Here is a 25858-nt window from a genome sequence, read left to right on the forward strand (position 1 = left end):
CATGCGATATTTTCGTATTTTAATAATTAGTGTACTCATTTCACTAAGTTGCTCTTATATCATCATGTCATTAAGTATTTTCGCATCTAATGAAGTCATGACTGGACAGCAATTAGTAGAAGAAGTCATTATCGCAATCGTATTGGGGATAGCAATTAGCGTTATATCGCAAATTTTCGAAGTTGAACGAATTCCATTTATAGGTCAATTATTAGTGCACATTTTAGGGATTTTATTTTGTGTATTCACTGCGGGGTATTTTGGAAATTGGTATGATGTTTCGAATGTATCGACAATTATAGTTGTACTGATCGCTACAATTATCATTTACATTGGTACTTGGTGGGTTATACAAAACTTAATAAAAAAAGATATAGATGAACTGAATCAAACGATTAAAAAGAGACGTGGTGAACTGAAATGAAGAGCATTATACAGGTGGAAAATTTGCACAAAGCATATGGTCAGCATAAAGCTGTAAAAGGAATTTCATTTACAGTTGAAGAAGGTACGCTCTTTGCATTTTTAGGAACAAACGGTGCTGGTAAATCTACTACGATCGAAATTTTATGTACATTATTGCAAAAAACGAGTGGTACGGTTCGTATTAATGGCTATGATGTAGATGAAAATAATCAGGCGAACATTCGAAAGTCAATCGGCGTTGTTTTTCAACAAAGCTTGTTAGATGATAAATTAACTGTTCAGGAAAATATTTTACATCGAGGGAAAATGTATAGTTTATCGAAAGATCAATTACAGCAAAACTATCAATTTGTTTCTACCTATTTACAATTGGCTGATATTGAACAGAAAAAATACAGTGCATTATCAGGTGGTCAAAGGAGACGGGCTGATATTGCAAGAGCATTAATTCATCGCCCCGGGATTTTATTTTTAGATGAGCCCACTACTGGGTTAGATCCTCAAACGCGCCAATTTGTTTGGCAGGCCATAAAAAGATTGCAACAGGAGACAAATATGACGGTGTTTTTAACAACACATTATATGGAGGAAGCAGCCGTTGCAAATCAGATTGTTATTTTAAAAAATGGAGAAATTGTTGCTGAAGGGACACCGGATGCATTAAAAACAAAGTATGCCTATGACCAGCTAGAAGTTGTTTTTCAAAATATAGCTGAAGGGGAAAAGTGGCTACAACAAAATGAGTTAACCTTTACTGTGCGAAACGGTATTTATTCGATTCGAGTTACTTCTACTATGCATGCTTTGACAGTATTAAAACAAGTTGAACCATTGCTCGCATCATTTGAGGTAATTAAAGGCACGATGGATGACGTATTTATTCATATTATGCATGTAGGAGAGGCGGTTTAATGGAAGCATTAATTAGTTTAGTAGCTAGGAATAATAAAATGTTTCGCAGAGATAAAACACAAGTATTCTTTTCATTATTATCTATCATCATTGTGATTGCTTTATACGGTATCTTTCTACAAAAGATGCAAGTTGATGCCATCGAACAGGTGACAAAAGCTACTCCAGAAACAATAACAATGGTAAATGAATGGTTAGTTGCGGGTTTATTATCAATGATTGCTGTTACAACGACACTTGGTGCATTTGGAATCGCTATACAGGATCTTGAATCTAAATCCGCAGCCGATTTTTTGACTGCACCTATTTCTAGAGCAAAAATTCAACTTAGTTATGTATTAAATGCTTTTATCATCGGATTTATCCTTTCATTCATAGCCTTTATTGCATGCGAAGTTTTTATTGTTGCAACAGGTGGTCAGCTATTAAATGTTACGGAAATGATGAAAGTAATAGGACTATTAATATTATCTGTCTTACTAGCAAGTACATTGAATATGTTTCTTGTATTATTTGTTCACTCGCAAAATGCGTATTCGACATTAACTACATTTGTTGGAACATTAATAGGCTTTCTCTGTGGTGTGTATGTTCCTTTTGGTGTATTGCCTAGTTTTGCACAAAATCTAATTATGTATTTTCCTATCAGTCACACAACAGTTCTTTTACGCGAGGCATTTATGCAAAATTCGATTCAAACGGTTTTTGCGGGTGCTCCAAACAAACTAGTAGAAGAATATAAAATCAACTTTGGCGTCGTTTATGAAATGAATGGCAATTTACTAGCTTCTTCAACGAGTTTACTTATTATAGTAGGAACAACAATCGTACTTGCAGCGTTATCCATCCTTCTATTTAAAAAGAGAAAATATAAATAATTATATATAAAAAATAAGGTCGCTCTGTGATGGGCGGTCTTATTTTGTATATAAACGGTTATCTAAATAATGACTTTCATCCACAGTATTTCCCTATATTTAAAAAATAGTGAACCTTTTCCAAGAGTCACTTGTTTATAATGTATAACGTGAAGAAAGGGGTGCCTCGAATTGACCGAACGAGAATTATTCGATGCATATAACAAAGACGTATACCGCACCTGCTATTACATGCTGCGGAACAAACAAGATGCAGAGGATATTTGCCATGACGTGTTTATCACGATTTTTCGTCAAGATTGGAAAGATGTTGAGCATACACGGGCATGGATTATGCGCATTGCGATGAATCATTGCTTAAATTTACTGAAAAAGAATCAAACCCAGCGTGAAAAACAGGAGCAGATTCAATGGTCCCATGAACAAACTACGGCAACAATTAAATCGGTAGACACAATCCTATTAGAGAAGACTGTTGCAGCGGAATGGGAGGAACTTTTGAAGCAACTTCCAGATAAATTAATGGCCGTTGTTACCCTCCGCTATATCGGTGAGTTATCGATGGTGGAAATCGCTGAAATTTTAACAATACCTGTAGGCACAGTGAAGTCGAGGCTTCATAAGGCATTGAAGATTTTGCGTAAAAAGCTTGAATCGAATAACAACTCATGGTTGAAGGGGGAGAATCAATTTGGAACGCTTTGAAAAGAAGATTAAAAATGAAATGAAGAACTCGGATAATATATCTTATCCAGATTTTGATCAAATGTGGAACGATATTCAGCAGGATGAATTGAAAACAAATGGAGGCAAACCAGTTGTAATTGTTCCTCGAAAACGAAAACGATTTGCTTTAATAGCGGGTTTAACCGTTGCATTATTGGCGACACCTGTTTATGGAGCACTAACTTATGACTGGTCCAACATACTTTCCTATAGAGAAGGGATTCAGACAGCATTAGAACAAGGATTTGGACAAACAATCGAGCAATCCATAACAAAGAACGATATTACGCTAACCGTGCATACAGCATCTATAGATGATAATCGAACGTTTTTATTGTATAGCATAAAACCTAATGCGTCATGGAGTGGAAAGGGTATTAGATTTGAACAAATTGGATTGAAAGATCAAAATGGTAATTTAATTGAAGGGAATTATGTGCACGAGTGGAACGATGAACTCGGTGTGTTCCAAGGTTTTTTTGAAACGGACTGGATAGCGAAAGAGAAGACTACGAATGTTGAGTTTGTGATAGAGAATATTAAGTTCATAGGCGATACAAGTCGACCAATTAACTATGATCCTAACAATTCCGATACGCAGTTTTTCAAAATTCAGCAGGATGGAATTGATAGTGTGACATTGCAAGCTTTTGAGCAACCTGAAGAAAAAACACTCCTTCGAACATCCATCATGTTTACAGATAATAAAATGGCAAGTGAAAGTTGGACCCATATTGAAGTAATGGATGACATGAATCAACCGATTGAAAAAGCTGGAATCTCCATTTCTGGAACCCCTGGAGCAAAAGGAGAATACTTAACCCAGCAAGTATTTAAAACGGACAGCTTACGTGCAGAAAATGCTAAATTTCAGTTAACTTATGATCAAACACTAGAAACTACTAATGGCATTTGGAATATAAATTTAAATTTAGAAAAAAACCAATTGAAAAATGCATCATTTAAAGAAGTATTAAATATTCCAATGGACAATATGCCGATGGAAAGAAAAATTCGCGAGATGACGGTAACACCAACTCAAGTTCGCCTCATCATTGAAGGTAGAGGTAGATATTACACTTTCCCTTACACAGATTATCAACTGGATATAGGGGGAACTCTGTTACCTGGGTATATGCTAGATCTAGATAAAAGGATGGGTCCTAACGAGATGGAACTACGCTTTGAAATTGCTGGGATTGATGCGATGTCCTTAGCAAATCAACCGATGACGTTTATCGCCAAGCACCGTATCAATGAAGCTGAAGGCGACAACAATCCGATACGTTTGACGGATATATCAGCGGAACCTCAAAGTTTAACAACCCATATTGCGGGATATCCGATTTCATGGACTTATTATATGAAGGATAATAACCTCTATGTGGAATCTTTAAGTTCAGACACAATATTCGGTGGAGTTGTTCAAACCTATTATCTCGACGGTAGAGAGCGACAATATGGAATGCCCGCTATTCAGGGGATATTTGGCAGTGAGAATAATAAAAGAATGGACGTGTATGAGAATTTTGACAAGACCGAGCTCGACATTTTCATTTCGAATTATACAACCCATGATCACGATGATGTACTACGAGTTCCGCTTAAGGCTGTGCTTGAGTAAAGAGTCGGCAATGTAATAGATTTTCATTTCTGATTACGATGAAGAACCAATTGAATAGTTGCTGAAATATTTTTACAACTCGAATCCGTTTGCTTATAATCGAAATAAGCGAACGGATGTTTTTGTTCACGGGATGTTATTCTTAAAATTAAATGTAAGTAAAAAGTAGATAGCTTATTTACTATTGGGGGAAACGCATTTGAAACAAATTATTTACTTATTTAGACATGGAGAAACTGAATTAAATTTAAAAGGGCGTTATCAAGGAGAAATTGATTCAGCTTTAACACCAGATGGTATTGAACAAGTAACGAAGAATGCAAAGTTATTAAAAATGCTTATAGAAAAACCTGAAGAATGGACGTTTATTTCTAGTCCTTTAGGAAGAGCCGAACAAAGTATGAATATACTATGTGATGTTTTAGGTATCGACAAAAGCAAAGTGATAAAGGATGACCGATTAAAAGAAGTTTCTGTTGGTAAATGGGCGGGTTTAACGATAAAAGAAATCGAAATGTCTTGGCCAGAACTTCTGGAAAATACTAATAGCTTCAATTGGTATTTTAATTCTCCTAATGGTGAGAGCTATGACTCAGTTGTCGAGAGAGTATCTGATTGGTTACAATCTATTCGAAATAAAGAAAAAGTAATCGTGATGTCTCATGGACTTACGGGAAGAATAATAAGAGGCGTATTTCAAGATTTAGCACAGGATCAAGCGTTAGTTCTGGAAGTATCTCAAAATACATTTTTTAAACTAACAGATAAGCAAATAGAAAGATATTGTTCGGAGTATGATGAGTTTTATTGAAGAATAGTTAAGAACAAAAGAATATGTTACCAACGACTGCTCTCTGTAAGGGATGAATATATATCATTCGTAAGGATAACTTATAAGTAGGAGGTGTGATAAATGGCAATTCGGATTTTATTATTACTACTATTTATGAGCTTTAGTTTTTCAATAGGTGCATCTGCTGAAGTTCCACTTAAAGCTGCCTTTATACGAGATCATCAGCTGTGGATGAAGGATGGTGATAAAGAAACACAGCTTACAAAAGGTACGTATGTTTCTAATCCACAGTGGTCAAAAGATGGTCAATTTATTGCGTATACTGCAGGTGACAAAAGTGGCAAAAACGAGAACTTGTTTATTTATGACTTAAAGAAAAAAGAAAACTATTTGCCATATATCTCAATTGAAACAAGCGATTATAAATGGTCGCCAACATCCAATCAACTCGCATACAATTCGGGTGGTGTCTTAAATGTTACAAAAACAAAGAATGGGCGTCCACACGGTTTTGAAAATGTATCTTTAGGTGTGAGTGATTTTGAATGGTTCCCGAACGGAAAAGAGTTTATCGTTTCATCGGAATCCAATTTGCTTCCTACTGGATGGGAACCAGTACGTCTATTTACAGTGCCCGTAGATGCAAATCTTGATTCGAGTAAAATAAAGCCTTTTTACACCGTCCAAACAAACACCAATGACTTGTTTGCGATCGATGCACAATATTTTAAGTGGAGTCCGGATGGCAAATGGGTTAGTTTCTTATTAACACCAACTGCATCTTGGTCCGCTGATAGCAATACACTATCTGTCCTTTCTTCAGTAGGTACTGATTTTCAGGTTATAGGAAAAATGCTTGGGAATGAAAATTGGATCAAGTGGTCTCCTACAAAAAATCAACTAGCATTCATATCGGGGGAAGGGAGATTTTATGTTGAAAACAAAAATGTAGCTGTTGCAGATATTCCTTTACCAAATAAACCTAAAGAATACACACCAAAAGGATATGTTGACCTTGATTTAGAATGGCTTTCTCCAGATGAAATAATTGTTGCGCGGGCAAAAGAAAACAAAGCGTGGAATGAGGGACCAGTTCCAAGTATGAATACAGCGCTCTATTTAATTAATATTAATACAGGAGAACAAAAGCAGCTTACCTTTCCAAAGAACAATAAAATAGATAATTTTCCTCAAGTGATTGGTTCAACGATTACATGGTATCGAACATCTGATAAAGAAAACACGGGGGATGTTTGGGTTAAAGATAATATAGGTGGCCAAGAACATCGATGGTTAAAAAATGTAGACATGGCACCGACGTTTTTCTATAAAAAATAACGAGAACAATCTCGGAGTATATATATAATTAATGCATGAGGGGGGCTGTAATTACAGTTCCTTTTTTTGCAATTAAAGATGTTGTTATAGTTTTTTGTATATATAATACCTAAATATGGTAAAATAGCAAAAATAGATTATAACTAAAGGGGAAACGTAAATTGATAAAGAAATGAAAGGAGAATGAAAAGTGAACATGCCAGCAAAGTTAAAACAAGGTGATGAAATTCGAGTGATAGCACCGAGTCGCAGTTTGAAAATATTATCGGATGAAGGGATTCAACTCGCAAAAAGTCGACTAGAGGATTTAGGTTTTAAAGTAACGTTTGGGAAGTATGTAGGGGTTTGTGATTTACAAAGTTCCTCTTCGATTGAACAACGAGTTGAAGATTTGCATGAAGCTTTTGCAGATAAAAATGTAAAAGGAATTTTGACGGTCATTGGTGGGTTTAACAGTAACGAGCTGCTCCCTTATATCGATTATGAATTAGTAAGGGCAAACCCAAAAATTTTATGTGGGTTTAGTGATATAACAGCACTTACCACAGCTATTACTGCTAAGTGTGATTTCATTACATATTCAGGACCACATTTTTCGAGTTTTCAAATGACAGGAATGCAAGATTATCAAACAACTCACTTTAAAAAATGTTTGATGAATGAAGAGGCTTATGAAGTAGTGCCTTCATCTAAATGGAGCGATGATTTATGGTTTTTAGATCAAGACAATCGACTGTACGAAGAATCAAAATGGAAAGTCTATTCGGAAGGCGAGGCGACAGGTGAACTTTTTGGCGGAAATTTATGTACATTGAATCTTTTGCAGGGCACGGAATATATGCCCGAATTAAATAATTGTATTTTATTTGTAGAAGATGATGAATTAATAACGCCAGAATTGTTTGCAAGAGATTTAACTTCCTTGTTACAAGTGACAAAAGGGTTAAGGGGATTATTAATTGGCCGATTCCAACGAGTATCAAAGGTGACAGAAGAACAAATTCATTTTATTTTAGATAAGCATCCACAACTAAAAGACATTCCTGTATTTTACGATATCGATTTTGGTCATACACAACCGATTGCAACGCTGCCTATTGGTGGAACAGTTCGTATCGATTCAAATGGAATGAAGTTTGAAATGATTAAGTTTTAATGTAAATTCGACTAGGTCGTCACTATATTCGAAATTATGGTAGACCGCCATTATTGAAAGGGGATAACAATTTGAATCAGTCTTTATTAATTATTGATGCACAACAAGAACTAATTGATGGAAATGAACAGGAGAGCCCTATTTATAATAAGGGGCAGTTAATTAAAATTATTAATGATGTCATTGGGCAAGCAGTTAAATCTAATATAGAAATAATATTTGTTAGAGATTTAGATGTTGCTGAAGGGAAAGGGAGCGGTTTTGAAATACATAATGAAATCATAATTCCTGTAGGCTCAAAGTTTTTTAATAAGTCAGCGACAAATTCGTTTTATGGTACGGGTCTTTTAGAACATTTGAAGAATCAAAATATAAACCACATAGTCATTTCAGGTTGTGAAACGCAGCATTGTATAGATAGTGCTGTTAGAACGGCAACTATTAATGGAATTGATGTGACGCTAGTATCTGATGGACATTCCACTAAAGGGAATAACGTGTTAGAACCAAAGCAAATTATAGATCATCACAATGTTACTTTACATGGTCATTATAACGTCGACAATTTTTCGATTGTTAGAGGTTCTAAGGAAGATTTGTTTAATCCGACACACGATACTTATAGGTGAAAGAACGTTTAAGAGAGAACACTTCTTAGGTTTTTCACTCGGTATAGAATATTAATAGGAAAATCAAATAGCGATGCATCCGCAGTTTTTGCAGAAGCATCGCTATTTTTTAGTAAACCCGAATTCCTAAAACTCAAAGCGGCAAATCCTTTCGTTTAAACACTTCCAAACTCGCAATATAAAGCACAATGCCAATACCTAAAAGAATGCCAAACTTCCACCAATAATTTTCACCTTCTAAAATAGCCGCAGTATCAAATAATGCATTCATTGTGAAATAGCGAAGTACATCAAGACTGTTATCAACAGAACTTAGTAGCTGAAATAAGAAAAAGGCGAGAGGAATACCAGCGCCAAAAGCTAGCGAGTTTTTCGATAAATTGCAAAGGCTTGAGAAAAAGAACGAAATGCCGCTAATGGCAAACATTAATAAAAATAAACCGACATTTAGCATCATATAGTCAGCAACCGCAACGTCCACATCTGATTGGAAAACTTGAAGTGTTAAAAAGCCTGCCGCTGTTTCGATACAGAACATCACAACTAAGGCGATAATTAAGTAAGTAGCTTGCGTTACAATAATTGTCGAACGTTTTGTTGGTGTGGACAATAAGTAAGCCATAGAGCCGCGATCAACTTGAGCAGCAATTAAACTATTTGCTGTCATAATGATATAAATGATTGGAAAAATAACACCATGGATTGCATAAAATGTTGAAGCGAGCATGCTTAGTAATGTCGTTTGCCCAAAAAAAACAGCGAGCGGTGTGCCTTCCACCATATGACCAATGTCTGTTATCATACGATCATCGAATACAGAAACCATAACGACTTGTAATAAAGTTAAAACAAGTGTGAAAATGAACCAAAGCTTTATATTCGCACGCAACGTTTGTTTGAAAATCGTACCATTAATCATGGGAAGGACCTCCTGCATATAATTGATAGAAATATTCTTGAAGCGTATGTTTTTGTTCGGTTAAATTATTGAACGAATACATAGATAAAATCGTTAAAAATTCATTCAATGTATTATTTTCGACAGTGACGGAAGCCGTTGCAAGGTTCACACGGATAGAAGGGAACTTTTCCTGCATAAAGCGGGTACAGTCCTGTTCATTGCTAAATTCGATAATAAACTGCTGTGTTTTATTTGCTGTAATTGTTGAAATAGGTGTGATCGTATGAATTTTGCCGTCCTTAATCATCGCCACATTATCACAAGTTTCCTCGATTTCCTCAAACATATGGCTCGACATAAAAATCGTTTTGCCCTTTGCTTTTTCCTCTTTTATAATTTGTATAAACTCCGCACGCATTAGAGGATCCAGTCCAGTTGTTGGCTCATCTAAAATTAGAATGGGCAAGTCAGCCATCAACGCGACAACAATGGCTGTTTTTTGTTTCATTCCCTTTGACATCCGTTTAATATTTGCGGACGGGTCAAGCTGAAGCCGATTTACCAATTCATTTGCATAGCTTAAATCTGTTAGCTGTAAAAGCGCGGCTTGTTGGTGAATGAAATTCCAACCAGTGGAGACATCCGGAAATGCGATTTCTCCAGGGATGTAGCCAACCGACTGCTTAATTTCAGCAGCATTTTTCCACGCATCCAAGTTATTAATTTTTACTGTGCCGGTGTGCGGTTTTAAAAACCCCATCAAATGGCGTATTGTCGTTGTCTTCCCTGCCCCGTTCGTACCGATAAACCCAAATGCTTCACCAGGTTTAATAGAAAGATTGATTGTAAAAATGCCTCGATTATTTCCGTAATCTTTTGTGACATTTTGTAGTTCGATTATTGCCATGGTAATTCCCCTCCCACACGTCGATCATAAAATTCCATGAAGTGTTTTTCCAAACTAAATGGCACTTCGCTGAAACTTAATAGAGGAAAGTCAGCTATTCGTTTGATGAGCTTAGATAAATCACTTGGATAACAGCTAATTTGCAGTTCATTTATTTGTTCATTTTTTGAGATAAGTTGGAAAGTTATATCCGATTCAATCATCTGTATGAGCTGCGTATAATCTTTCGTGTTTTCGACTGTGAGATGAAAGACTTTTTCCGTCATGTTTAGTAACTCTTGTTTGTTAAATGAAGAAATGATATGGCCTTCTTTAATAATCGAAATTTCATCACAAGTAGCATCAACTTCAGTAAAAATGTGACTGGAAAGTAAAATGGTTTTGCCACGCCTCTTTTCATCCTTTATGAAATCGATAAAACGTTGCTGCATAATTGGGTCCAAACCGCTTGTTGGCTCATCGAGAACGAGGATATCCGGGTCATGCATGAATGCCGTCACAATTGCTAATTTTCTTTTCATACCAAGTGACATACGCTTTACCTTGCCCGAAGCATCCAGCTCAAAGAAATCCATTAATTTTTTACAATGTGTATCATCTTTTATTTTTCTTAAATCCATCATCATTTGAATGAATTGCTCACCAGTTAAATGTTCTGGCAATGCGACTTCACCGGGTAAATAGCCGAGCGTTTCTTGGATCGTGCTTGCATTATTCCAGCTATCGAGCCCATTAACAGTTACGACGCCTTGTTGCGGTTTTGAAAAGCCCATAATGTGACGAATAGCCGTCGTTTTCCCAGCCCCATTTGGACCCAGAAAGCCATATACAATCCCTTTCTTAACATGAAATGAAACATCAAAAATTCCTCGCCCATGCCCATAATCTTTTGTGACATGCTGTATTGAAATGACTGTCATTTAATCACTCCTTTCAATGCCTACGTACCCGGTTTTATAACAATTAATTCTTTCTGAACACTGTGTTGTATAAATTTTAATTAGAGTATAAAATATTTGAAATGATTATGCTATGTGCAAATTGATTTGATGTGTTGATTAATCAACAGTTAATCTTCATCTGTTGAATAACTAGGAGGAGACTATGGATCGACGTGTTGTGAAAACAAGAAAAGAAATACGAAATGCACTCCTTTCACTGATAGAAGAGAAAGATTTTGAAGTAATCACCGTTTTAGATATTACCAAACGGGCAAATATTAATCGTGGAACTTTTTATCTACATTATTTAGATAAATACGACATGCTCGAAAAGTATGAACAAGAGCTTTTTGAAAAGCTTGAATCTGTTGCATTGGCGTATTTAAAGGATATTGATACAGTGGATAAATTTCTCCAAACGCGATATCCAACAGTTGTTCATTTATTATATTGTTTGCAAGAAGAAAAGGAATTACTTTCTATTTTATTAAAGACGAGAGGATTCTTTTCCTTCCAAGATCGCTTAAAAAATACATTTGCTTATATGTTCAAAAATAATGCACCATCTATCGTATCGGATCATCAATTTTTATATCCTGTTGATTTTATTCCTGTGTTTGCAAGTTCTACAGTTATTAGTGTCATTCAATACTGGCTTCAATCTGATATGGAACAAACGCCGGAACAATTAGCTCAAATGGTCATTGATATTTTTTTCAAAGGACCGTTAAAGGCATTTGGTATACCTCACTCCTTCAATTAACTAAGTAAAAATGGCCTCCTACATTTAATGAGGTAGGGGCCATTTCAATTTGGTATTATTCAATATTTTCCGTAATTTCTTCTTCTGCTACAGCTGTTTTTCCAATAAGCTGCTTAATCCATAGTAAAACAAACGAAATTACGGCAATCCATGATAAAACAACCCCATTCCCATTAAATACCCCTCGATCGAAGTATAAAATATCTTTCAATCCATTAATTAAAAACTTCATCGGTAACCATGGCAAAATATAATCTTGATAAAAGGCTGGTAACATTTCTGGTGCCAATTGAATTAAGGGTAAGCCAAAGAACATAAGTAAAATGTAGATAATTAAGCTAGGTAAACGTAACCAAGTAATTGTCGCAAGTATTAGAAATACGAAGCCTAAACATGCAAGTGAACTAAATAAAGCGACTTTATTGAAATCGTCAAAAGAGAATCCGAGTATCCATGTTGATGACCACGTTACAAAGTAGCCTGCAAAGAATGCGTAGATAATCGCAATAATGGATTGCAATGCAAGGAATTTTACCTTTTGTTGCTTTGAGATAATAGAAGTTTTCATTTGGGCTAAATAAAATAGCACTGCGCCAATAATACTCGCAAACCAAAGTGGCTGGAAAAATGCAGTTGGTGCTGATCCTAAATCTCCAACAGCGTTTACAATAATCGTTTCAGATAGAATAGGTGCAACGAATGTTGGAACTTGGCTTGCTTGTATTGGTATGTTTGCTTGCTCGATTTGTTGAAGCAATTGTGTACTCATTGCGGTATTCAGTTGCTTGACAACATTATCTAAAGCGGCAGTTAACATTGTCGCCACCGCTGTATTGGTGCCTTGATTAATATAAATTTGCATCGTCGGATTTTCAGGCGTAGGTGATTGCAACGAAGCAAATTGCGCCGTGAAATTCTCAGGCACTACTAATCCTCCGTATACTTCTTGGTTCGTCATTGCTTTTTCCATTAATTGAATGGAGTCATAAACCGTAAATTGAATCGTATCCATTCCAGTAGCCGCTAATTGATCTTGCAAGTTCTGCAATAGGGTATTTCCCATTTCCCCAGCATCCTCAGACACAAGAGCAGCAGGTAAATTTTTTGGACTCATTTTAACAGCCGGTATTTGTGTTGATAAAAAAATAATGCCCAACACAATGACTGCAATAAATGGTAATACTAAAAATTTGTTCTTCATTAGTTCTCCTCCAATTAATGAACATGTTGTTGTTTAACTATATTCAATATATAAGAAGAAATGCTTGAAAACTATCGGCAAAAGAATGTGAAACGTTGAGTAATGAACATTCACAGTTGAAATGTTTATTAAGTTACACGTATTCTGTGGCGAAGATTTATTTTGACTTCAAATCTAATGTAAAAACTAAAAGAGATCGTGCCATTAATAAAGGTATTATTCTATTTATTGTGGAAACTAGTGTTAGAAAGAGGTAATGCTGCAGTAGTTTGCCGCTAAAAAGGGGGGAGGCTGGTTGAAAAAAATGATTTTATTTTTATCTCTATTACTTGTTCTGTTAGTAACTTCAGGTTGTTTGGGTGAAGTGGCTGTACAAAAAATAATAGGGCAAAAAATAACTGTGCAGAAACGTATGGGTGAAGAAAATAGCTTTGAAGACTTTAAAGAAATTACTCAAAGGAAACAGGTAGAGATAGCAATACATATCATTAAAAATGCGGATTGGGTAAATGCAAAAGTAGAAATGAGTCGCTATGCTGATTACCAATTTCAATTTCCGTCTAAAGGTAGTAGTGAAAATAAAATTGCCTCTTATCAACTTTGGGTTACCCCAAATGGCGAAAATCTAGAGATTGTTACGGATAGTTATAAACATGTGAAATTAACAAAGCAAGATTCCGCTAGTTTGTATGAAATATTAACGGGGGAAGAATTGTATAGTCACAAATATAGGGGGAATGAAGAGTGAAACTTGGTTTGCAAAATGATGAAGTTTTACTTGTACCTCATGATGAGGCTTGGAAAGTTGAATTTAAACGTATTCAAGAAGAGCTTTTAAGTTGTGCAAAATTAACCAATATTCAAATTGAGCATATTGGAAGTACATCAATTGAAGGGATACGAGCAAAGCCAATTATTGATATTTTAGTTGGGGTAGAAAATTTAGATACACTTGAAAAACCCTTCTTCAAAGAATTAGAGAAAGCGGGCTTTTATAGGTTGAGCGTCGTGCGTCCAAATGAAATTGTTTGCGCCAAGTTTGTGGATGACAGGTTTCAAGTGAAAACGCATTTTATCCATATAGTTCAGTATAAAGGTTTGAAATGGTAGCAATTAGTATTCTTCAGAGATTACTTAAGAACAAATGAAGATGCTAAAAAGCAGTATGAGCAATTATAAGAATCATTCTTCCAGACTAATTTAAGTGGCATCAATTCTTATACAGATTATAAAGAGCAATTTGTTCAATCTATATTTGATAAGATGAAGCTATGAATATGTGTGGTCATTTATCCGTAGAATTAAGTATCCACAATTGCATAATCATTAATCTACGGAAATCCTAAAGGAGTTGATGAATTGATGCCCACTTTAGAAAATATACAAGGAATAGCCCTATTAATAATTGTCATGTCCAGCGCTGTTTATCGCAGGCAACTAAAACTGACTAGGTGGAAAAGGAAGCTTACTAAAGGCGAAATGACCATGTATATTCTTACTTCAATCGCACTTCCAATATACGCGATTCTTTATATGGCTTTTATATTGGAGGATTAATAAATATTGTAATAATTGGGTTGGAATTGTAAAATGGGTTCAGTATGGATAAATAACCCAATGTAGACGGGGGGCGCATGGAATTTATTAAAACGAATAATCCGAATGAAAAGGATATTATTGAAATTAGAAATAAATTAATAGATTTTAATCTATCTCATATTGAATTAAAGGAAACGAGTCCAATTGCTATTTTTGTTCACAATGAGGCTGGGGAAAAAATAGCGGGAATCTCAGGTGAAACGCACGGAAACTGGTTGGAAATTTCGTTTTTATGAATTGATGAAACGCTAAGGGGTTAGAATATTGGCACTAAATTGATGGAAGCTGCTGAATTAGAAGCGATTCAAAGAGGTTGTAAAAGTTCTTTTCTCGATACATTTAGTTTCCAAGCAAGAGATTTCTACATAAAGTTAGGCTATGAAGAGGTTTTTGTGCTCGATGAATATCCACTTACAAGTAAGCGCCATTATTTTGTAAAGAAATTAAAGTGTACAGACTAAAGTTAACTAAGTTTTTATAACACGGATTCAACAGGATGATCCTTTCACACAAGGGATTGTCTTTTTTATTTATACAAGGCAATGGTACTCAATGAAGATTCGAATGGTGCTAAGTCTAATCTTGTTTGATAAGCTTCAATCTTTAAAATTTACACAATTTCAATTGTACGTTCATGGTGAAAATCTATCGGGAGAAATTCATTAATTTAATGTTTCTAGCAAATAATAGTACCTATCAAACAAGAGCCAATCAATCCGATATACATACCAAATGTACTTATTTATTTGTATGATGAAAGAATAGTATCATAATTGCACCTGTTCGTATAATTGCCAGAATGGATTTATATATAGAAGGGAATCGAACTTTAAGGAAAGGGGGGGCGATGTGAAAAAGAGAATAATCTGTTTATACATAGTTTGCTTGAATTTCATATTGATGAATGTAGTACCTGTTCAAGCAGCGAGCATTCCTGAACAAAATTTCTCGTCAGAAGATAGTACCTTATATGAACTATTAAAGGGAAAATGGCTTTACTTTGATGAGCAACTATATGACGGTAACGATGTTCAAAAATATTGGAATCAGGCTACCGAAGTAAATGTACCCGTAGAATTTGACGAATTGAGAAAATCAGCTAGTGGTTTCGGAACCTTTGCGCTACAAGTACGTGTACCAGAACGTTATGTTGGCCAAGTATTAGCGATTCGTTCTCCATATGAATATAGTGCAGTTAAAATTTATGTCGATGGCCAGAAAATTTTAGAGAGTGGTAAAGTTGGTACTCATAGCGAGGCACATGAAACGATGCTGGAGTCGAAAATAGGCCATTTTGAAGTAGAACAAACACAATTTACGATAGCGGTTCAAATTTCAAGTTTTGAACATATTAGGGGCGGTTTTGCGAATCCACTAATTTTCGGTGAAGCAGAAAAGGTAGTATCTACATTTAACAACCAGCTATATCCACTTCTTTTCTTCATTGGTGTTTTAGTCATTAGTGGTATTTTAACGTTATTTATAGGTTTGTTACGTAAAGAGGAAAAGGCATTTTTAGCATTTGGTTTGTTTTGCTTTATTGTGGCGATCCGGACAATGTTTACGGTACCGTTTATTTACCGTATCATGCCGATGAACATATCATTCGTGAATGCTACCCGAATTGAATATATAACGACCATTCTTGTTGCATTATTTTATATACTGTTTATTTATTATTTATATAAAGAAATCTTTTCTAAAAAAATATTAGTAGCGAATAATATTTTACTTTTGTTTTTAGTAACATTGACAATTTTCACACAACCAATTGTTTTTCAAAAGGTATTCTTTTTATTAATGTTGGCTGATGTTTTAGTCATGATTTACTCCGTTTATGTTTTATATAAAGCTTCTAAGCAGCAAAGAAAGCTAGCATTACCCACTTTAATCGGGATTACGATTACTTTTGCAGGAATGTCTTTAGATTATTTATCGGGACTAGGTTTTATTAATATTTTCCCACTGACGCTATTTTGTATAACAATTTTAGTGATGATTTTAGTCATGACGATTGCCTTCCAATATTCAAATAAATTTAAAGAAACGGAAAAGCTGAATTGTGAGCTTTTTCAAGTGAATGCCTCTTTAGATGAGCTTGTTCATGAACGAACAGAGGAGCTATATAAAGCGAATAGTAAACTGAAATGGCAAGCTACTCATGACGGTTTAACAGGTATTTATAATCGTCAACATTTCAATGATTCCTTATCAAAGCATTTTAAATTGGCACAACAAGGACATCAAAGTTTGTCAGTTATTATGTTCGATTTAGATGAGTTCAAAAAATACAATGACTATTACGGGCATGTGATGGGCGATGAAATTTTATTTAATGTAGTAACTACGGTAAAAGGAGTTTTAACAAAAGACGCTATTTTTGCCAGATACGGTGGAGAAGAATTTGCAATAATATTGCCAAAATACACGTCCACTGAAGCAGAAAAACTGGCTGGAAATGTCCAAAAAGCTGTAGAAGATGCGCAATTTGAACATAAAGGTCGTGCAGAAGGTCAAATGACAATTAGTGTGGGCGGTGCAACGATGGATAGACCATCAACATTTACAACAGAAGGAAAACTATTAGATGCAGCGGATAAACAGTTATATAAATCTAAGCATCAAGGGCGCAATCAAGTGCATTTTGATTGTTGAATAAGTAAGTTAGGTAGGTGTTGAGAATCATGCTTTTAGAAAAGGAATCAGTAATTGCGCATTTAGAAAACTCTATTGATTGGGTAGAAAGCTTAATTGAATTAAATGAAGTTGATTGGCGAAAACCTGTCGAACCGGGCAAATGGTCGGTTGCAGAAGTAATTGGGCATTTTAAAGCATGGGATGATTTTGTAATCAATCAACGCGTATCTTATTTATTTCAGCAAACAAGTTTACCAAAAGCGCCAGATGCAAATAGTTTAAACAATGAATCGGCTAAAAATGCTAGGGAAAATACAAAGGCATTCATTATTGAGGAATTTGTGAATGCTCGGAAAAGGCTAATAAAAACTTTGTCTGAGTTGAAGGATGAGTTATGGGAAGATGAATTTATGCTAGGCTCGTCCAAATTAACGTTATCAAGTTATTTTCACGGGTTAAAGGAGCATGATTTAAAGCACTTTTTACAAATTGCAAAAGCAGTAGATGCTGAATGGTTGAAAAATGAGCTAAATAAAATGATTTTGAGAAGTGGCGTGAAAATAATATAGCGATTTAATGGACGGTATGAATAATTATTTTCATTTCGTCTTTTTTTCGTCTTTTATTTACCTTGCATCGTTTATGTATAGAGAGGAGGGTGCGAGCTTGAATCAGTCAGAATTAGTTGAAAAAGCAATGTATGAACATACGGATTTATTGTTCCGCATTGCCTATTACTACGTGAAAGATAAACATTTGGCTGAAGACCTTGTGCAAGATGTGTTTTTGAAATTATATTGTTCGAATTATAGAGAGCAGGGTGAGCTAAGGGCTTATTTATCCAAGTTAACGGCGAATGCGAGTAAAGATTATTTGAAAAGCTGGGCGTATAGGAAAGTGCAGTTAACGATGAAATTAATGCCGAAAGAAAAAATGGTACATAAAGATGCCCTTGTCGAAAGGGAGGAACTGAGCGTACTGGATGCAGCGATATTATCATTACCACTAAAGCAGCGTGAAACGATTGTTTATTACTATTTAGAAGGTTTGTCCATTAAGGAAATTGCTGAGCTATTAAATCGACCCGAAAGTACAGTGAAATCAAGATTGAAAAGTGCTAAAGAACAGTTAAAACTAAAGCTTAGAAAAGAAGAATGGGAGGTGCTGTTACATGACTAATTACCGACTTACTCCTTTAAAAAATACAGAAGAAAATAGACAGCGAATCATCGAGAAAACGAGCGGGAATATGCAAAAACCACCGAAAAAAAAGGCGAGTAAAGCGTGGGCGCCAGTTATCATTACTACTATAGCTCTTTTTATGGCTGTATTTTTGGCAGTTCCATATGTGCAACAAGCTTTCTTTGATGAGCAAAGTTTTACTGTTGAAAAAGTTGTTATCCCGAACGTACCATATGATTCACTTATAGCATCGACTTATCTTGATGAAACGAATGAATTTATTTACAACACAGAGAATGGAATCTATGCATTTGATGTGAAAAAGAACGAAAAAACGTTGCTAGTGGATGCTCCTCAAGTTTTTCGTGATTATGCAGTATCAAAGGATTGGCTAGTTTGGGCTCAGCCTGTGAATGATGAGAATAAGATTCATGTATTAAATCGTGAGACGCATAAAGTGAACGTCGTTGAAGCGGATTACTTTTATGGCGTATACTTGCAAGGGGATACATTTATTTATACAGGTTTACAAGATAAGCAGCCAAACTACTTTACATTAAATTTAAAAGATGGGACAACTCAAATTTTACGTGAAATTGATAGAGATGGGGATGGTAGTCATAGTCGCCTAGTTATTGAAGGAAATCTAGTTGTGTTTTCAGAAGTTTTTAAGATAGAGGGCAGAAAAGATACAGTTGTGACAGTGCATGATTTTGAAACGAAACAAAATTTAGAAAGTTATATATTTCCGTATGAATTTGCAGAAAACATTTTGCTAAAGGGAGATAAAATTTACAGTTCTTTACGAAAAGATAATGAACCAGCTGTTATTGGCTTTATTGATAGGACAACAGGTGAATTTCAGGTCGTTGAAACATCTGTCGGTATACATGATTATGCAACGGATGGCGAACATTTTGCTATTGCCGTTCAAAAAGGTGACAGCAATACAGTACAGCTTTTTAAGTTGCAGGATGGTGAACTAAAACCTCTATCTAAACTACCTTCCATTAGAGAACGGCTTGTACTACCTCGTTTTACGGAGCAAGGTACGCTCGTTGTAAATGGGGAAGGGAAAGATAAAGCGGTGTATTTGATTCGATTTGATAAGAAAAAATAAAATAACTTCATAAATTTGTACGGTTAAGGGCTTTTCCACTTTATTTTCCGCCAGTGCTCAATCACATTTAAAGCACAACATAGCGCCTAAAATTAGAAATTCTACACGAACATCCGTATAATTTACGTAACGACGTTTTGAAATGGAGTTTAGTATATGAAAACATTTAGCTTTAAGTTATTTGGTGGTTACAATATAGACATCGATCAAAAAGAGATGAAGATTGACTATTTAGGTGAGAAGTGGTGGATACTTACTAAGGCAAAGCCACGCACGAAAATTATTCCGTTTGGAGAAATTTCACGCGTAGATTATAAAGAGGCAGGCATGACATTCGGTTATGTGCGTCTAATTACGAACGAAAATGAAGAGTATCCAAGTAGCACTTCTGTAGCCCAGCATGATGAAAATGCATTTATGGTCGAAAAGGATGAGCTGGCCAAGTTGCATGAAGTGTTGAATTTGCTGAAGAAATATAATAAAAAAATTGAGTTTGCCCAATTAAAAGCTTAGCCCGATGCTAGGTTTTTTATTTCCCTTAATTAAAAGCTATAACATAAAAAAATACCTAGAACATTGTCATATCAACGTTCTAGGTGGTTCCTTTTGAAAGTTGTGCTTGTTTTATAGAGGTTTAAATATTTGAAGTTTATAGATTGCCAGTTTATTTAAATTTTACTTTCACCATATAACCAAGATTGCCAAAGAAACCTTCAAGTACTTTCTCCGCGCTTTTTTCTGCTGATTGTAATAAACCGATTTCAATGGCCTCATCTTTAATATCCTCTTGTGCTACTGCTGCTAGGTTAAAACCTTCATCCCATTTCACTTTCCCACGAAATAGTCCTTCGTCTGAGAAAGTTTGGACACGATCCATCTGAATTGTGGGATCTTGTATAAGCGTTGCCCGTGGAAGGGTAATTTCTAACTTCTTTTTATCCTCATTCACCTTTATATCAGCCTGAGTGACCCCTTTAAGATCCACACCAGCAATGACTGTGGCAGGAACAACTAATAAAACCTCTCTCTTTGTACCTGGAAAATTAACCGGAATATCATTTCCAAACAGCTTATTATCCTCTTCCTTAATAATTACTTTTACATGTGCTTCAGCCGTAGCAAGCGTTGCTAAATCTTGAATGTGTTCTATAAATGTTGTACTTTCCTGTTTATATGTACTCCCAGAAAATAACCACCAAAAACCGCCAAATGTAATAGCTATAAGAAGCGATGCAATTAATAAAATCTTTACGCCCCAAAATTTAAAAACAATTTTAAATAATGCTCCTGAGATATTAGGGTTCCCTCTACTCGGTCCTATAACGCTAGTAGCGGCACTTTCTTCTTCGCCTTTTTTTAGTTCCATCAATACATGTTCGAGTTGCGCTAATGCTTCATCTTTTTTCTTCATAGTAATTCCCCTCGCTTCTTCCCATCTTAAAAGCATCCTTTTTAAGAGCTTAATTCTATTATCTTAGTTTCCACGAAAAGTGCAATTAAAGTAGTTTACTATTGGGGAAAGGGCTCCTATAAAACATAAAAAGGGAGCCTCTTCCTGCATACTCGCATAAAAGAGACTCCCTTCATCGTTGGACGATTACATATTAGTATTAAAACCTTTGATCATTTGTTCAATCATTTGGCTCGCGTTTTCAGCTGCTACTTCGACAAAATCTACATAGGTAACATTTGATTCACCATTAGCATCATCTGAAATGGCACGAATAATTACAAATGGAATGTTATTTAATTGCGCAACATGTGCAATCGCTGCACCTTCCATTTCTACCGCATATGGAGCGAATGTTTGTGCAATTGTTTCTCGCTGTTCATTACTTGCGATAAATTGGTCCCCACTAGCGATTCGGCCTTTGAAAACATGAATATCTTCAGATAACGCTTTTGCTGATTCTTCTGCTAGTTGAATTAATTTTTCGTCAGCTGTAAATACACTTGTTTCCATTCGAGAAATAACACCTGGCTCTTCCCCTAATGCAGTAATATCTACATCATGTTGGACAGCATCAGTAGAAATTACGATATCTCCTACTTTCACATCTGGGTTTAATCCACCGGCAACACCTGAGTTAATTAAGTAATCTACACCAAAATGATCCGCTAAAATTTGTGCACATGCCGCTGCATTAACTTTACCGACACCTGATTGCACGAGTACGATATTTTCCCCATCTAATGTACCTTGATAAAATTCCATTCCTGCGATTTCTTTAGTATTTTCAATTTCCATTTTTTCGCGAAGAATTTCTACCTCTTCACTCATCGCACCAATAATACCAATTACTTTTTCATTCGTTTGTTTATTTTCACCTGTAGTTGTATCTTTATCTTTTTCGTTATCCTGCGCATTGTCTGAACAACCGACCAACATTAAAACTAACATTAAAAGAGTGACAACATATTTAGCGTATGATTTCTTATTCATTAAACTTCATTCCTCCTAATATACCTTAAACACGAACGTTTTGTATACTTGTTGTTATTAATGTTCGTGTTGACTTTGATAGTATATAACAGCAATCGAATAGTTGCAATAGATTATTACTATAAAACTACTTAAATTTATTAATTTTTCCTTACAGAAATTTGCTGCTTTGCAAAGCACATTATTACTTATAATATTGTAGATAAAGTAAGATGCACGTCTTTTTGGTGGCTACTGTTAGAAATAAGCATAAATAGGAAGACCCTTATCTATGAAAGGGTTTGCCGATGCGAAAGTTGCTCCCAATCCAATGCATGTAATTAAAATCTAATCTAAGGAGCTAAAACAGTGGAAATAAAACAAATTATAGAAAATAAAAAGCAGTTTTTAGAATTATTGCTATTAGCAGATGAGCAAGAAAGTATGATTGATCGTTATTTGGATAGAGGGGAAATGTTTGTTTTAGAAGAGGATGGCGTGAAAGCTGTATGTGTTGTAACTGATGAAGGGGATGGTCATTTTGAAATCAAAAATCTTGCTACAGACCCTTTGTATCAAAGAAAAGGTTATGGTAGAAAAATGATTCAAGCTATGTTCGCTCAATATCAACACAAGGGGCATACGATGCTTGTCGGAACAGGGGACAGTCCTTTGACAATTCCATTTTATGAATCGTTCGGTTTTGTGATTTCTCATCAAATCGAAAACTTCTTCATTGAAAATTATGATTATCCTATTTTTGAAAATGGCAAGCAATTAAAGAATATGATTATGCTAAAAAAGAATTTATAGCACATATTTAAAATAGCCCCTTATCTTTCCAATAATTTGTATAATAGTAGAGGAATATTAGTATATTCAAACTATTAAAAGCATCTAGAAAATTGCTTAGTGGGAGAGAGAAAATGATTCGTAAGTTGATGGTTTCAATCGTTGTGTTAAGTTTATTTTTTACAGGGTCTATGGCAAATGTGCAAGCGCAACTTTTTACAGATGTACCGGATAGTTCACAGCAGAAGGCAGAGTTTGAGTTTTTAATTTCATACGGTATTATTGATGCGGAGCCGACGGGAGCTTTTCGCATAAAGGATACGATTACACGCTATGAGGCGGCAGAAATGCTTGTACGCGCATTGCAATTAGATACTGAGTTAAGTGAGATTCCTACCTATTCAGATGTTGCGGCAGATGATCCACGAATGCCGATTATTGCAGCAATAACAGAGTATGGGGCTATGGCGGGGAACAATGGACAGTTTAATCCAGATCAAAATTTAACGCGTGCACAGGCTGCGGCAATTTTAGTTCAAGCGTTTCCTTTAACAGGCGCTATAGAGAATAGTAGTTTTCCAGATGTGCCAGCTACATATTGGGCAGCAGATTCAATCAATGTATTAGTGGCCAATCAAATAACGATAGGCTTTGAAGATGGGAAATTTTATCCAGAGACATCGTTAACACGTGGGAGCTTTGCGGTATTTTTGGCGCGTGTTTTAGAGCCATCATTCCGACTTGAAAAAACAGTCGTTCAGTATCCACAAGAACCACAAGAGCCGATCGTGACTGAAAAGCCACAGGAGCAATTAAGTTGTGCGCGTGAAACAGATACAACTACATATAAGGTGGATGTGGCGGTAACGAATTTGTGGAAACACCGCAACAAATCTCGCTCAGTAGACACACCATCGACGAAAAATCCGGTTGAAATGCAGCAATGGATTGCTTCGATGTCATTAGCACAAAAAAAATGGCTAGTTGATCGCACAGATACCCAAGCATTGTACGGAGATGAAGTAACGGTACTAGAAACGAATGGTAACTGGATGCGTGTTGCAGCGAATGATCAGTACGTTCCTTATCAAAAAGAGGGCTATCCAGGTTGGGTATCGAAATCACATATCGTTTCGACAAAGATGAATTATGATGATTGTGCCATTGCTATTGTTACAGCAAAAAAAGCTCCATTATATAATTCAGACGCTTCAAAGCATTTAGATATTAGTTATGCAACGATTTTACCTGTTATTAAAGAAGACGCGAATTACTATTTCGTGCAAACACCGAGCAAAGGTATCAAGCTATTAAAAAAGACAGATGCGAAGTCTTTCCAAAATTATAGTGATGTACCAAAGCCGTCAGTAGATACGATTATTAAGGAAGCAAAACGCTTTATGGACTTACCGTATTTATGGGCAGGTACGTCTTCATGGGGCTATGATTGCTCTGGTATTTTATATGCGGTATTCCGCGCGCATGGCATTATGATTCCCCGTGACTCATTTTATCAAGCAACAGGAGGAACTAAAGTAGCCAAAAAAGATTTGAAACCAGGTGACTTTGTATTCTTTGCTTATAATGGAGGCAAAGGTAAGGTATATCACGTTGGGATGTATTTAGGCAACGGTCAAATGCTACATGCACCACACTATGCATCTAAAGTAAAAATCGAATCAATGAACCAAGGTGCTTACCAACGAAACTATTCAGGCGCACGTCGTTATTTATAATGTGAATAAATTAGTAAGTTCCAGGGGATATGTAATAAAATAAAAGAAAATACAAACTGAATGGGAGGCGTTTTAATGAATGTGTGGCTTCTAGCGACAGTCATTGTTCTAATCGTGGCGGTCGTTATATTTGTAGGATGTATCGCCGTTGTTATTTTTCCATTAAAAAATGTAATTACCGTTATTTTAGCGCATATGCAAGGACTTCAAAAGCAACTAGAAGGAATTCAAACACAAGCTATCGCATTAACTGCAACGATAGATAAAATGAAAACGGATATAGACTATAAAAAGCAATCGTTTCAAACTGTTGTCCAATCAGTAAAAGATGTAGGGACGGCATTGAATGAGCTGAACGATTCTTCACAAAAGGCAACGTCAGCTATTGTGAAGCAATTTCAAAATGATGAAGAAAAGCAAGCACAAGTAGAACGATGGACGAATACAGCAGTAAGCTTTTTAAATCGCAAGGCAAACTAAAAGATTGAATAGGAAACCCCACATCAAGTGTAAAAATTTGATGTGGTTTTTTGTTTTTTAAATTTGCATTTCAAGTTGGAGAGGACGTAAATTTACACTGTACTAAACTGATGAAACCCTTTTCATTCTGTACTAGAACAGAACTAGCTCTTTCGGGAGATATTTTACTAAAAATGCGCATTATACCTTGAAAACACTGATGTCACAAAGTGTTCAAAGAAAGCGCCATAATTATGAATACATTGTGAAAAGGTAAACAAATGGCTTTCATTTTTATTAAATCGGAGTAGAATAGGAATCAAGAAGTATGTTATACAACAATTTTCAAAGACCGTTAAAATTTAATGGTTGTTATAGTACACAATATGCATTTTAAAGGAGAAATGAATGATGTGGGTAGTAACAGTATTTAATAATCAAAACGATATTCGTATGTTCGAATACACAAGCAAAAATGAGGCAGCACAAGAATTAGCAAAATATACAAACGCAGTATTATCATATACAAACTAAAAGGAGCGAATACACATGTGGGTAGTAACGGTATTTAATAATCAAAACGATATTCGTATGTTCGAATACACAAGCAAAAACGAAGCAGCACAAACATTAGCAAAATACTCAAACGCAGTATTATCATTTACAAACTAATTATGAGAAAGACCTAAGTTCGAAATTTCGAACTCAGGTCTTTT

The 25858-nt window shown here is 35.5% G+C and carries 30 protein-coding genes; 24 read left to right on the top strand and 6 right to left on the bottom strand.

Going from position 1 to position 25858, the window contains the following annotated elements; all coding sequences use genetic code 11:
* Nucleotide 1 precedes the first annotated feature (1 nt).
* From ACQKIH_RS11885 to ACQKIH_RS11925, 9 genes are all read left to right on the top strand, one after another.
* Complete coding sequence (locus ACQKIH_RS11885; protein ID WP_057986147.1) at nucleotides 2-424, top strand: DUF3021 domain-containing protein; 423 nt, start codon at nucleotides 2-4, stop codon at nucleotides 422-424.
* Nucleotides 421-1338 carry an ABC transporter ATP-binding protein gene (locus ACQKIH_RS11890; RefSeq protein WP_427766220.1) on the top strand — a complete coding sequence of 306 codons (918 nt, stop codon included), beginning with the start codon at nucleotides 421-423 and terminating at the stop codon, nucleotides 1336-1338. Before ACQKIH_RS11885 ends, ACQKIH_RS11890 begins: the two co-directional genes overlap by 4 nt.
* The gene (locus ACQKIH_RS11895; RefSeq protein ID WP_427766222.1) at nucleotides 1338-2216 is read left to right on the top strand and encodes an ABC transporter permease; all 879 of its coding nucleotides are present in this window, start codon (nucleotides 1338-1340) and stop codon (nucleotides 2214-2216) included. The genes ACQKIH_RS11890 and ACQKIH_RS11895 overlap by 1 nt, the downstream gene beginning before the upstream one ends.
* 171 nt (nucleotides 2217-2387) lie before the next feature.
* The gene (locus ACQKIH_RS11900) at nucleotides 2388-2921 is read left to right on the top strand and encodes an RNA polymerase sigma factor (protein ID WP_427766224.1); all 534 of its coding nucleotides are present in this window, start codon (nucleotides 2388-2390) and stop codon (nucleotides 2919-2921) included.
* Nucleotides 2908-4566 (top strand): DUF4179 domain-containing protein, encoded by a 1659-nt coding sequence (locus ACQKIH_RS11905; protein ID WP_427766226.1) that lies wholly within the window; start codon nucleotides 2908-2910, stop codon nucleotides 4564-4566. The genes ACQKIH_RS11900 and ACQKIH_RS11905 overlap by 14 nt, the downstream gene beginning before the upstream one ends.
* A 199-nt stretch (nucleotides 4567-4765) precedes the next feature.
* Nucleotides 4766-5377, top strand: a complete 612-nt coding sequence (locus ACQKIH_RS11910; RefSeq protein ID WP_427766228.1) for a histidine phosphatase family protein — start codon at nucleotides 4766-4768, stop codon at nucleotides 5375-5377.
* A gap of 102 nt (nucleotides 5378-5479) precedes the next feature.
* Entirely contained in the window at nucleotides 5480-6697 is a 1218-nt protein-coding gene (locus ACQKIH_RS11915) for a translocation protein TolB (RefSeq protein ID WP_427766231.1), read from the top strand.
* A gap of 190 nt (nucleotides 6698-6887) precedes the next feature.
* Nucleotides 6888-7853 carry a S66 family peptidase gene (locus ACQKIH_RS11920; RefSeq protein ID WP_427766234.1) on the top strand — a complete coding sequence of 322 codons (966 nt, stop codon included), beginning with the start codon at nucleotides 6888-6890 and terminating at the stop codon, nucleotides 7851-7853.
* 71 nt (nucleotides 7854-7924) lie between these two features.
* The gene (locus ACQKIH_RS11925; protein ID WP_427766237.1) at nucleotides 7925-8482 is read left to right on the top strand and encodes a cysteine hydrolase family protein; all 558 of its coding nucleotides are present in this window, start codon (nucleotides 7925-7927) and stop codon (nucleotides 8480-8482) included.
* 133 nt (nucleotides 8483-8615) lie between these two features.
* Here the strand turns inward: ACQKIH_RS11925 and ACQKIH_RS11930 are convergent, their stop codons facing one another.
* The 3 genes from ACQKIH_RS11930 to ACQKIH_RS11940 are packed head-to-tail and all read right to left on the bottom strand — an operon-like array spanning nucleotide 8616 to nucleotide 11210.
* On the bottom strand, nucleotides 8616-9401 hold the full coding sequence (locus tag ACQKIH_RS11930; RefSeq protein ID WP_427766240.1) for an ABC transporter permease subunit: 786 nt from the start codon (nucleotides 9399-9401) through the stop codon (nucleotides 8616-8618).
* Nucleotides 9394-10290, bottom strand: a complete 897-nt coding sequence (locus tag ACQKIH_RS11935) for an ABC transporter ATP-binding protein (RefSeq protein WP_427766243.1) — start codon at nucleotides 10288-10290, stop codon at nucleotides 9394-9396. Before ACQKIH_RS11935 ends, ACQKIH_RS11930 begins: the two co-directional genes overlap by 8 nt.
* Nucleotides 10281-11210: an ABC transporter ATP-binding protein gene (locus ACQKIH_RS11940; protein ID WP_427766245.1), complete on the bottom strand. Its 930-nt coding sequence runs from the start codon at nucleotides 11208-11210 to the stop codon at nucleotides 10281-10283. The genes ACQKIH_RS11935 and ACQKIH_RS11940 overlap by 10 nt, the downstream gene beginning before the upstream one ends.
* A 184-nt stretch (nucleotides 11211-11394) precedes the next feature.
* Here ACQKIH_RS11940 and ACQKIH_RS11945 point away from each other — a divergent pair, with 184 nt between their 5' ends.
* Nucleotides 11395-11994, top strand: a complete 600-nt coding sequence (locus ACQKIH_RS11945; protein WP_427766248.1) for a TetR/AcrR family transcriptional regulator C-terminal domain-containing protein — start codon at nucleotides 11395-11397, stop codon at nucleotides 11992-11994.
* 55 nt (nucleotides 11995-12049) lie between these two features.
* Here the strand turns inward: ACQKIH_RS11945 and ACQKIH_RS11950 are convergent, their stop codons facing one another.
* The gene (locus ACQKIH_RS11950) at nucleotides 12050-13195 is read right to left on the bottom strand and encodes a YhgE/Pip domain-containing protein (protein ID WP_427766250.1); all 1146 of its coding nucleotides are present in this window, start codon (nucleotides 13193-13195) and stop codon (nucleotides 12050-12052) included.
* Nucleotides 13196-13490: 295 nt separating this feature from the next.
* On the opposite strand from ACQKIH_RS11950, the gene ACQKIH_RS11955 reads away from it, so the two are divergent.
* From ACQKIH_RS11955 to ACQKIH_RS11995, 9 genes are all read left to right on the top strand, one after another.
* Nucleotides 13491-13943: a hypothetical protein gene (locus ACQKIH_RS11955; protein WP_427766253.1), complete on the top strand. Its 453-nt coding sequence runs from the start codon at nucleotides 13491-13493 to the stop codon at nucleotides 13941-13943.
* A complete protein-coding gene (locus tag ACQKIH_RS11960; protein WP_427766255.1) occupies nucleotides 13940-14305 on the top strand; it encodes a GrpB family protein in 366 nt (121 codons plus the stop codon). The genes ACQKIH_RS11955 and ACQKIH_RS11960 overlap by 4 nt, the downstream gene beginning before the upstream one ends.
* 524 nt (nucleotides 14306-14829) lie before the next feature.
* Entirely contained in the window at nucleotides 14830-15030 is a 201-nt protein-coding gene (locus ACQKIH_RS11965; protein ID WP_427766258.1) for a hypothetical protein, read from the top strand.
* A gap of 39 nt (nucleotides 15031-15069) precedes the next feature.
* Nucleotides 15070-15255, top strand: a complete 186-nt coding sequence (locus ACQKIH_RS11970; RefSeq protein WP_427766260.1) for a GNAT family N-acetyltransferase — start codon at nucleotides 15070-15072, stop codon at nucleotides 15253-15255.
* A 388-nt stretch (nucleotides 15256-15643) separates the two neighbouring features.
* Nucleotides 15644-17449, top strand: a complete 1806-nt coding sequence (locus tag ACQKIH_RS11975; RefSeq protein WP_427766263.1) for a sensor domain-containing diguanylate cyclase — start codon at nucleotides 15644-15646, stop codon at nucleotides 17447-17449.
* 29 nt (nucleotides 17450-17478) lie between these two features.
* Nucleotides 17479-18000, top strand: coding sequence for a DinB family protein (locus ACQKIH_RS11980; RefSeq protein ID WP_427766266.1), 522 nt, complete (start codon nucleotides 17479-17481; stop codon nucleotides 17998-18000).
* 97 nt (nucleotides 18001-18097) lie between these two features.
* Complete coding sequence (locus ACQKIH_RS11985) at nucleotides 18098-18610, top strand: RNA polymerase sigma factor (RefSeq protein ID WP_427766269.1); 513 nt, start codon at nucleotides 18098-18100, stop codon at nucleotides 18608-18610.
* Complete coding sequence (locus ACQKIH_RS11990; protein ID WP_427766271.1) at nucleotides 18603-19733, top strand: hypothetical protein; 1131 nt, start codon at nucleotides 18603-18605, stop codon at nucleotides 19731-19733. The genes ACQKIH_RS11985 and ACQKIH_RS11990 overlap by 8 nt, the downstream gene beginning before the upstream one ends.
* Before the next feature lie 156 nt (nucleotides 19734-19889).
* The gene (locus tag ACQKIH_RS11995) at nucleotides 19890-20246 is read left to right on the top strand and encodes a hypothetical protein (RefSeq protein WP_427766274.1); all 357 of its coding nucleotides are present in this window, start codon (nucleotides 19890-19892) and stop codon (nucleotides 20244-20246) included.
* A 151-nt stretch (nucleotides 20247-20397) separates the two neighbouring features.
* On the opposite strand, the gene ACQKIH_RS12000 is transcribed toward ACQKIH_RS11995, so the two are convergent.
* Complete coding sequence (locus ACQKIH_RS12000) at nucleotides 20398-21144, bottom strand: DUF4230 domain-containing protein (protein ID WP_427766276.1); 747 nt, start codon at nucleotides 21142-21144, stop codon at nucleotides 20398-20400.
* A 186-nt stretch (nucleotides 21145-21330) separates the two neighbouring features.
* The gene (locus ACQKIH_RS12005) at nucleotides 21331-22176 is read right to left on the bottom strand and encodes a 5'-methylthioadenosine/adenosylhomocysteine nucleosidase (protein WP_427766279.1); all 846 of its coding nucleotides are present in this window, start codon (nucleotides 22174-22176) and stop codon (nucleotides 21331-21333) included.
* A gap of 348 nt (nucleotides 22177-22524) precedes the next feature.
* Between ACQKIH_RS12005 and ACQKIH_RS12010 the strand changes: the two genes are divergently transcribed.
* The 5 genes from ACQKIH_RS12010 to ACQKIH_RS12030 all read left to right on the top strand — a co-directional run bounded on the left by ACQKIH_RS12010 (nucleotide 22525) and on the right by ACQKIH_RS12030 (nucleotide 25814).
* Nucleotides 22525-22968, top strand: coding sequence for a GNAT family N-acetyltransferase (locus tag ACQKIH_RS12010; protein ID WP_427766282.1), 444 nt, complete (start codon nucleotides 22525-22527; stop codon nucleotides 22966-22968).
* Nucleotides 22969-23081: 113 nt separating this feature from the next.
* Nucleotides 23082-24683 (top strand): NlpC/P60 family protein, encoded by a 1602-nt coding sequence (locus ACQKIH_RS12015; RefSeq protein WP_427766284.1) that lies wholly within the window; start codon nucleotides 23082-23084, stop codon nucleotides 24681-24683.
* A gap of 75 nt (nucleotides 24684-24758) precedes the next feature.
* Complete coding sequence (locus ACQKIH_RS12020) at nucleotides 24759-25163, top strand: DUF948 domain-containing protein (RefSeq protein ID WP_057986093.1); 405 nt, start codon at nucleotides 24759-24761, stop codon at nucleotides 25161-25163.
* Nucleotides 25164-25553: 390 nt separating this feature from the next.
* A complete protein-coding gene (locus ACQKIH_RS12025) occupies nucleotides 25554-25676 on the top strand; it encodes a hypothetical protein (RefSeq protein WP_269084208.1) in 123 nt (40 codons plus the stop codon).
* Nucleotides 25677-25691: 15 nt separating this feature from the next.
* Nucleotides 25692-25814, top strand: coding sequence for a hypothetical protein (locus tag ACQKIH_RS12030; protein WP_427766287.1), 123 nt, complete (start codon nucleotides 25692-25694; stop codon nucleotides 25812-25814).
* The last annotated feature ends 44 nt before the right edge of the window (nucleotides 25815-25858 follow it).

The sequence above is a fragment of the Solibacillus cecembensis genome (assembly GCF_050272495.1).
Classification (GTDB): domain Bacteria; phylum Bacillota; class Bacilli; order Bacillales_A; family Planococcaceae; genus Solibacillus; species Solibacillus cecembensis.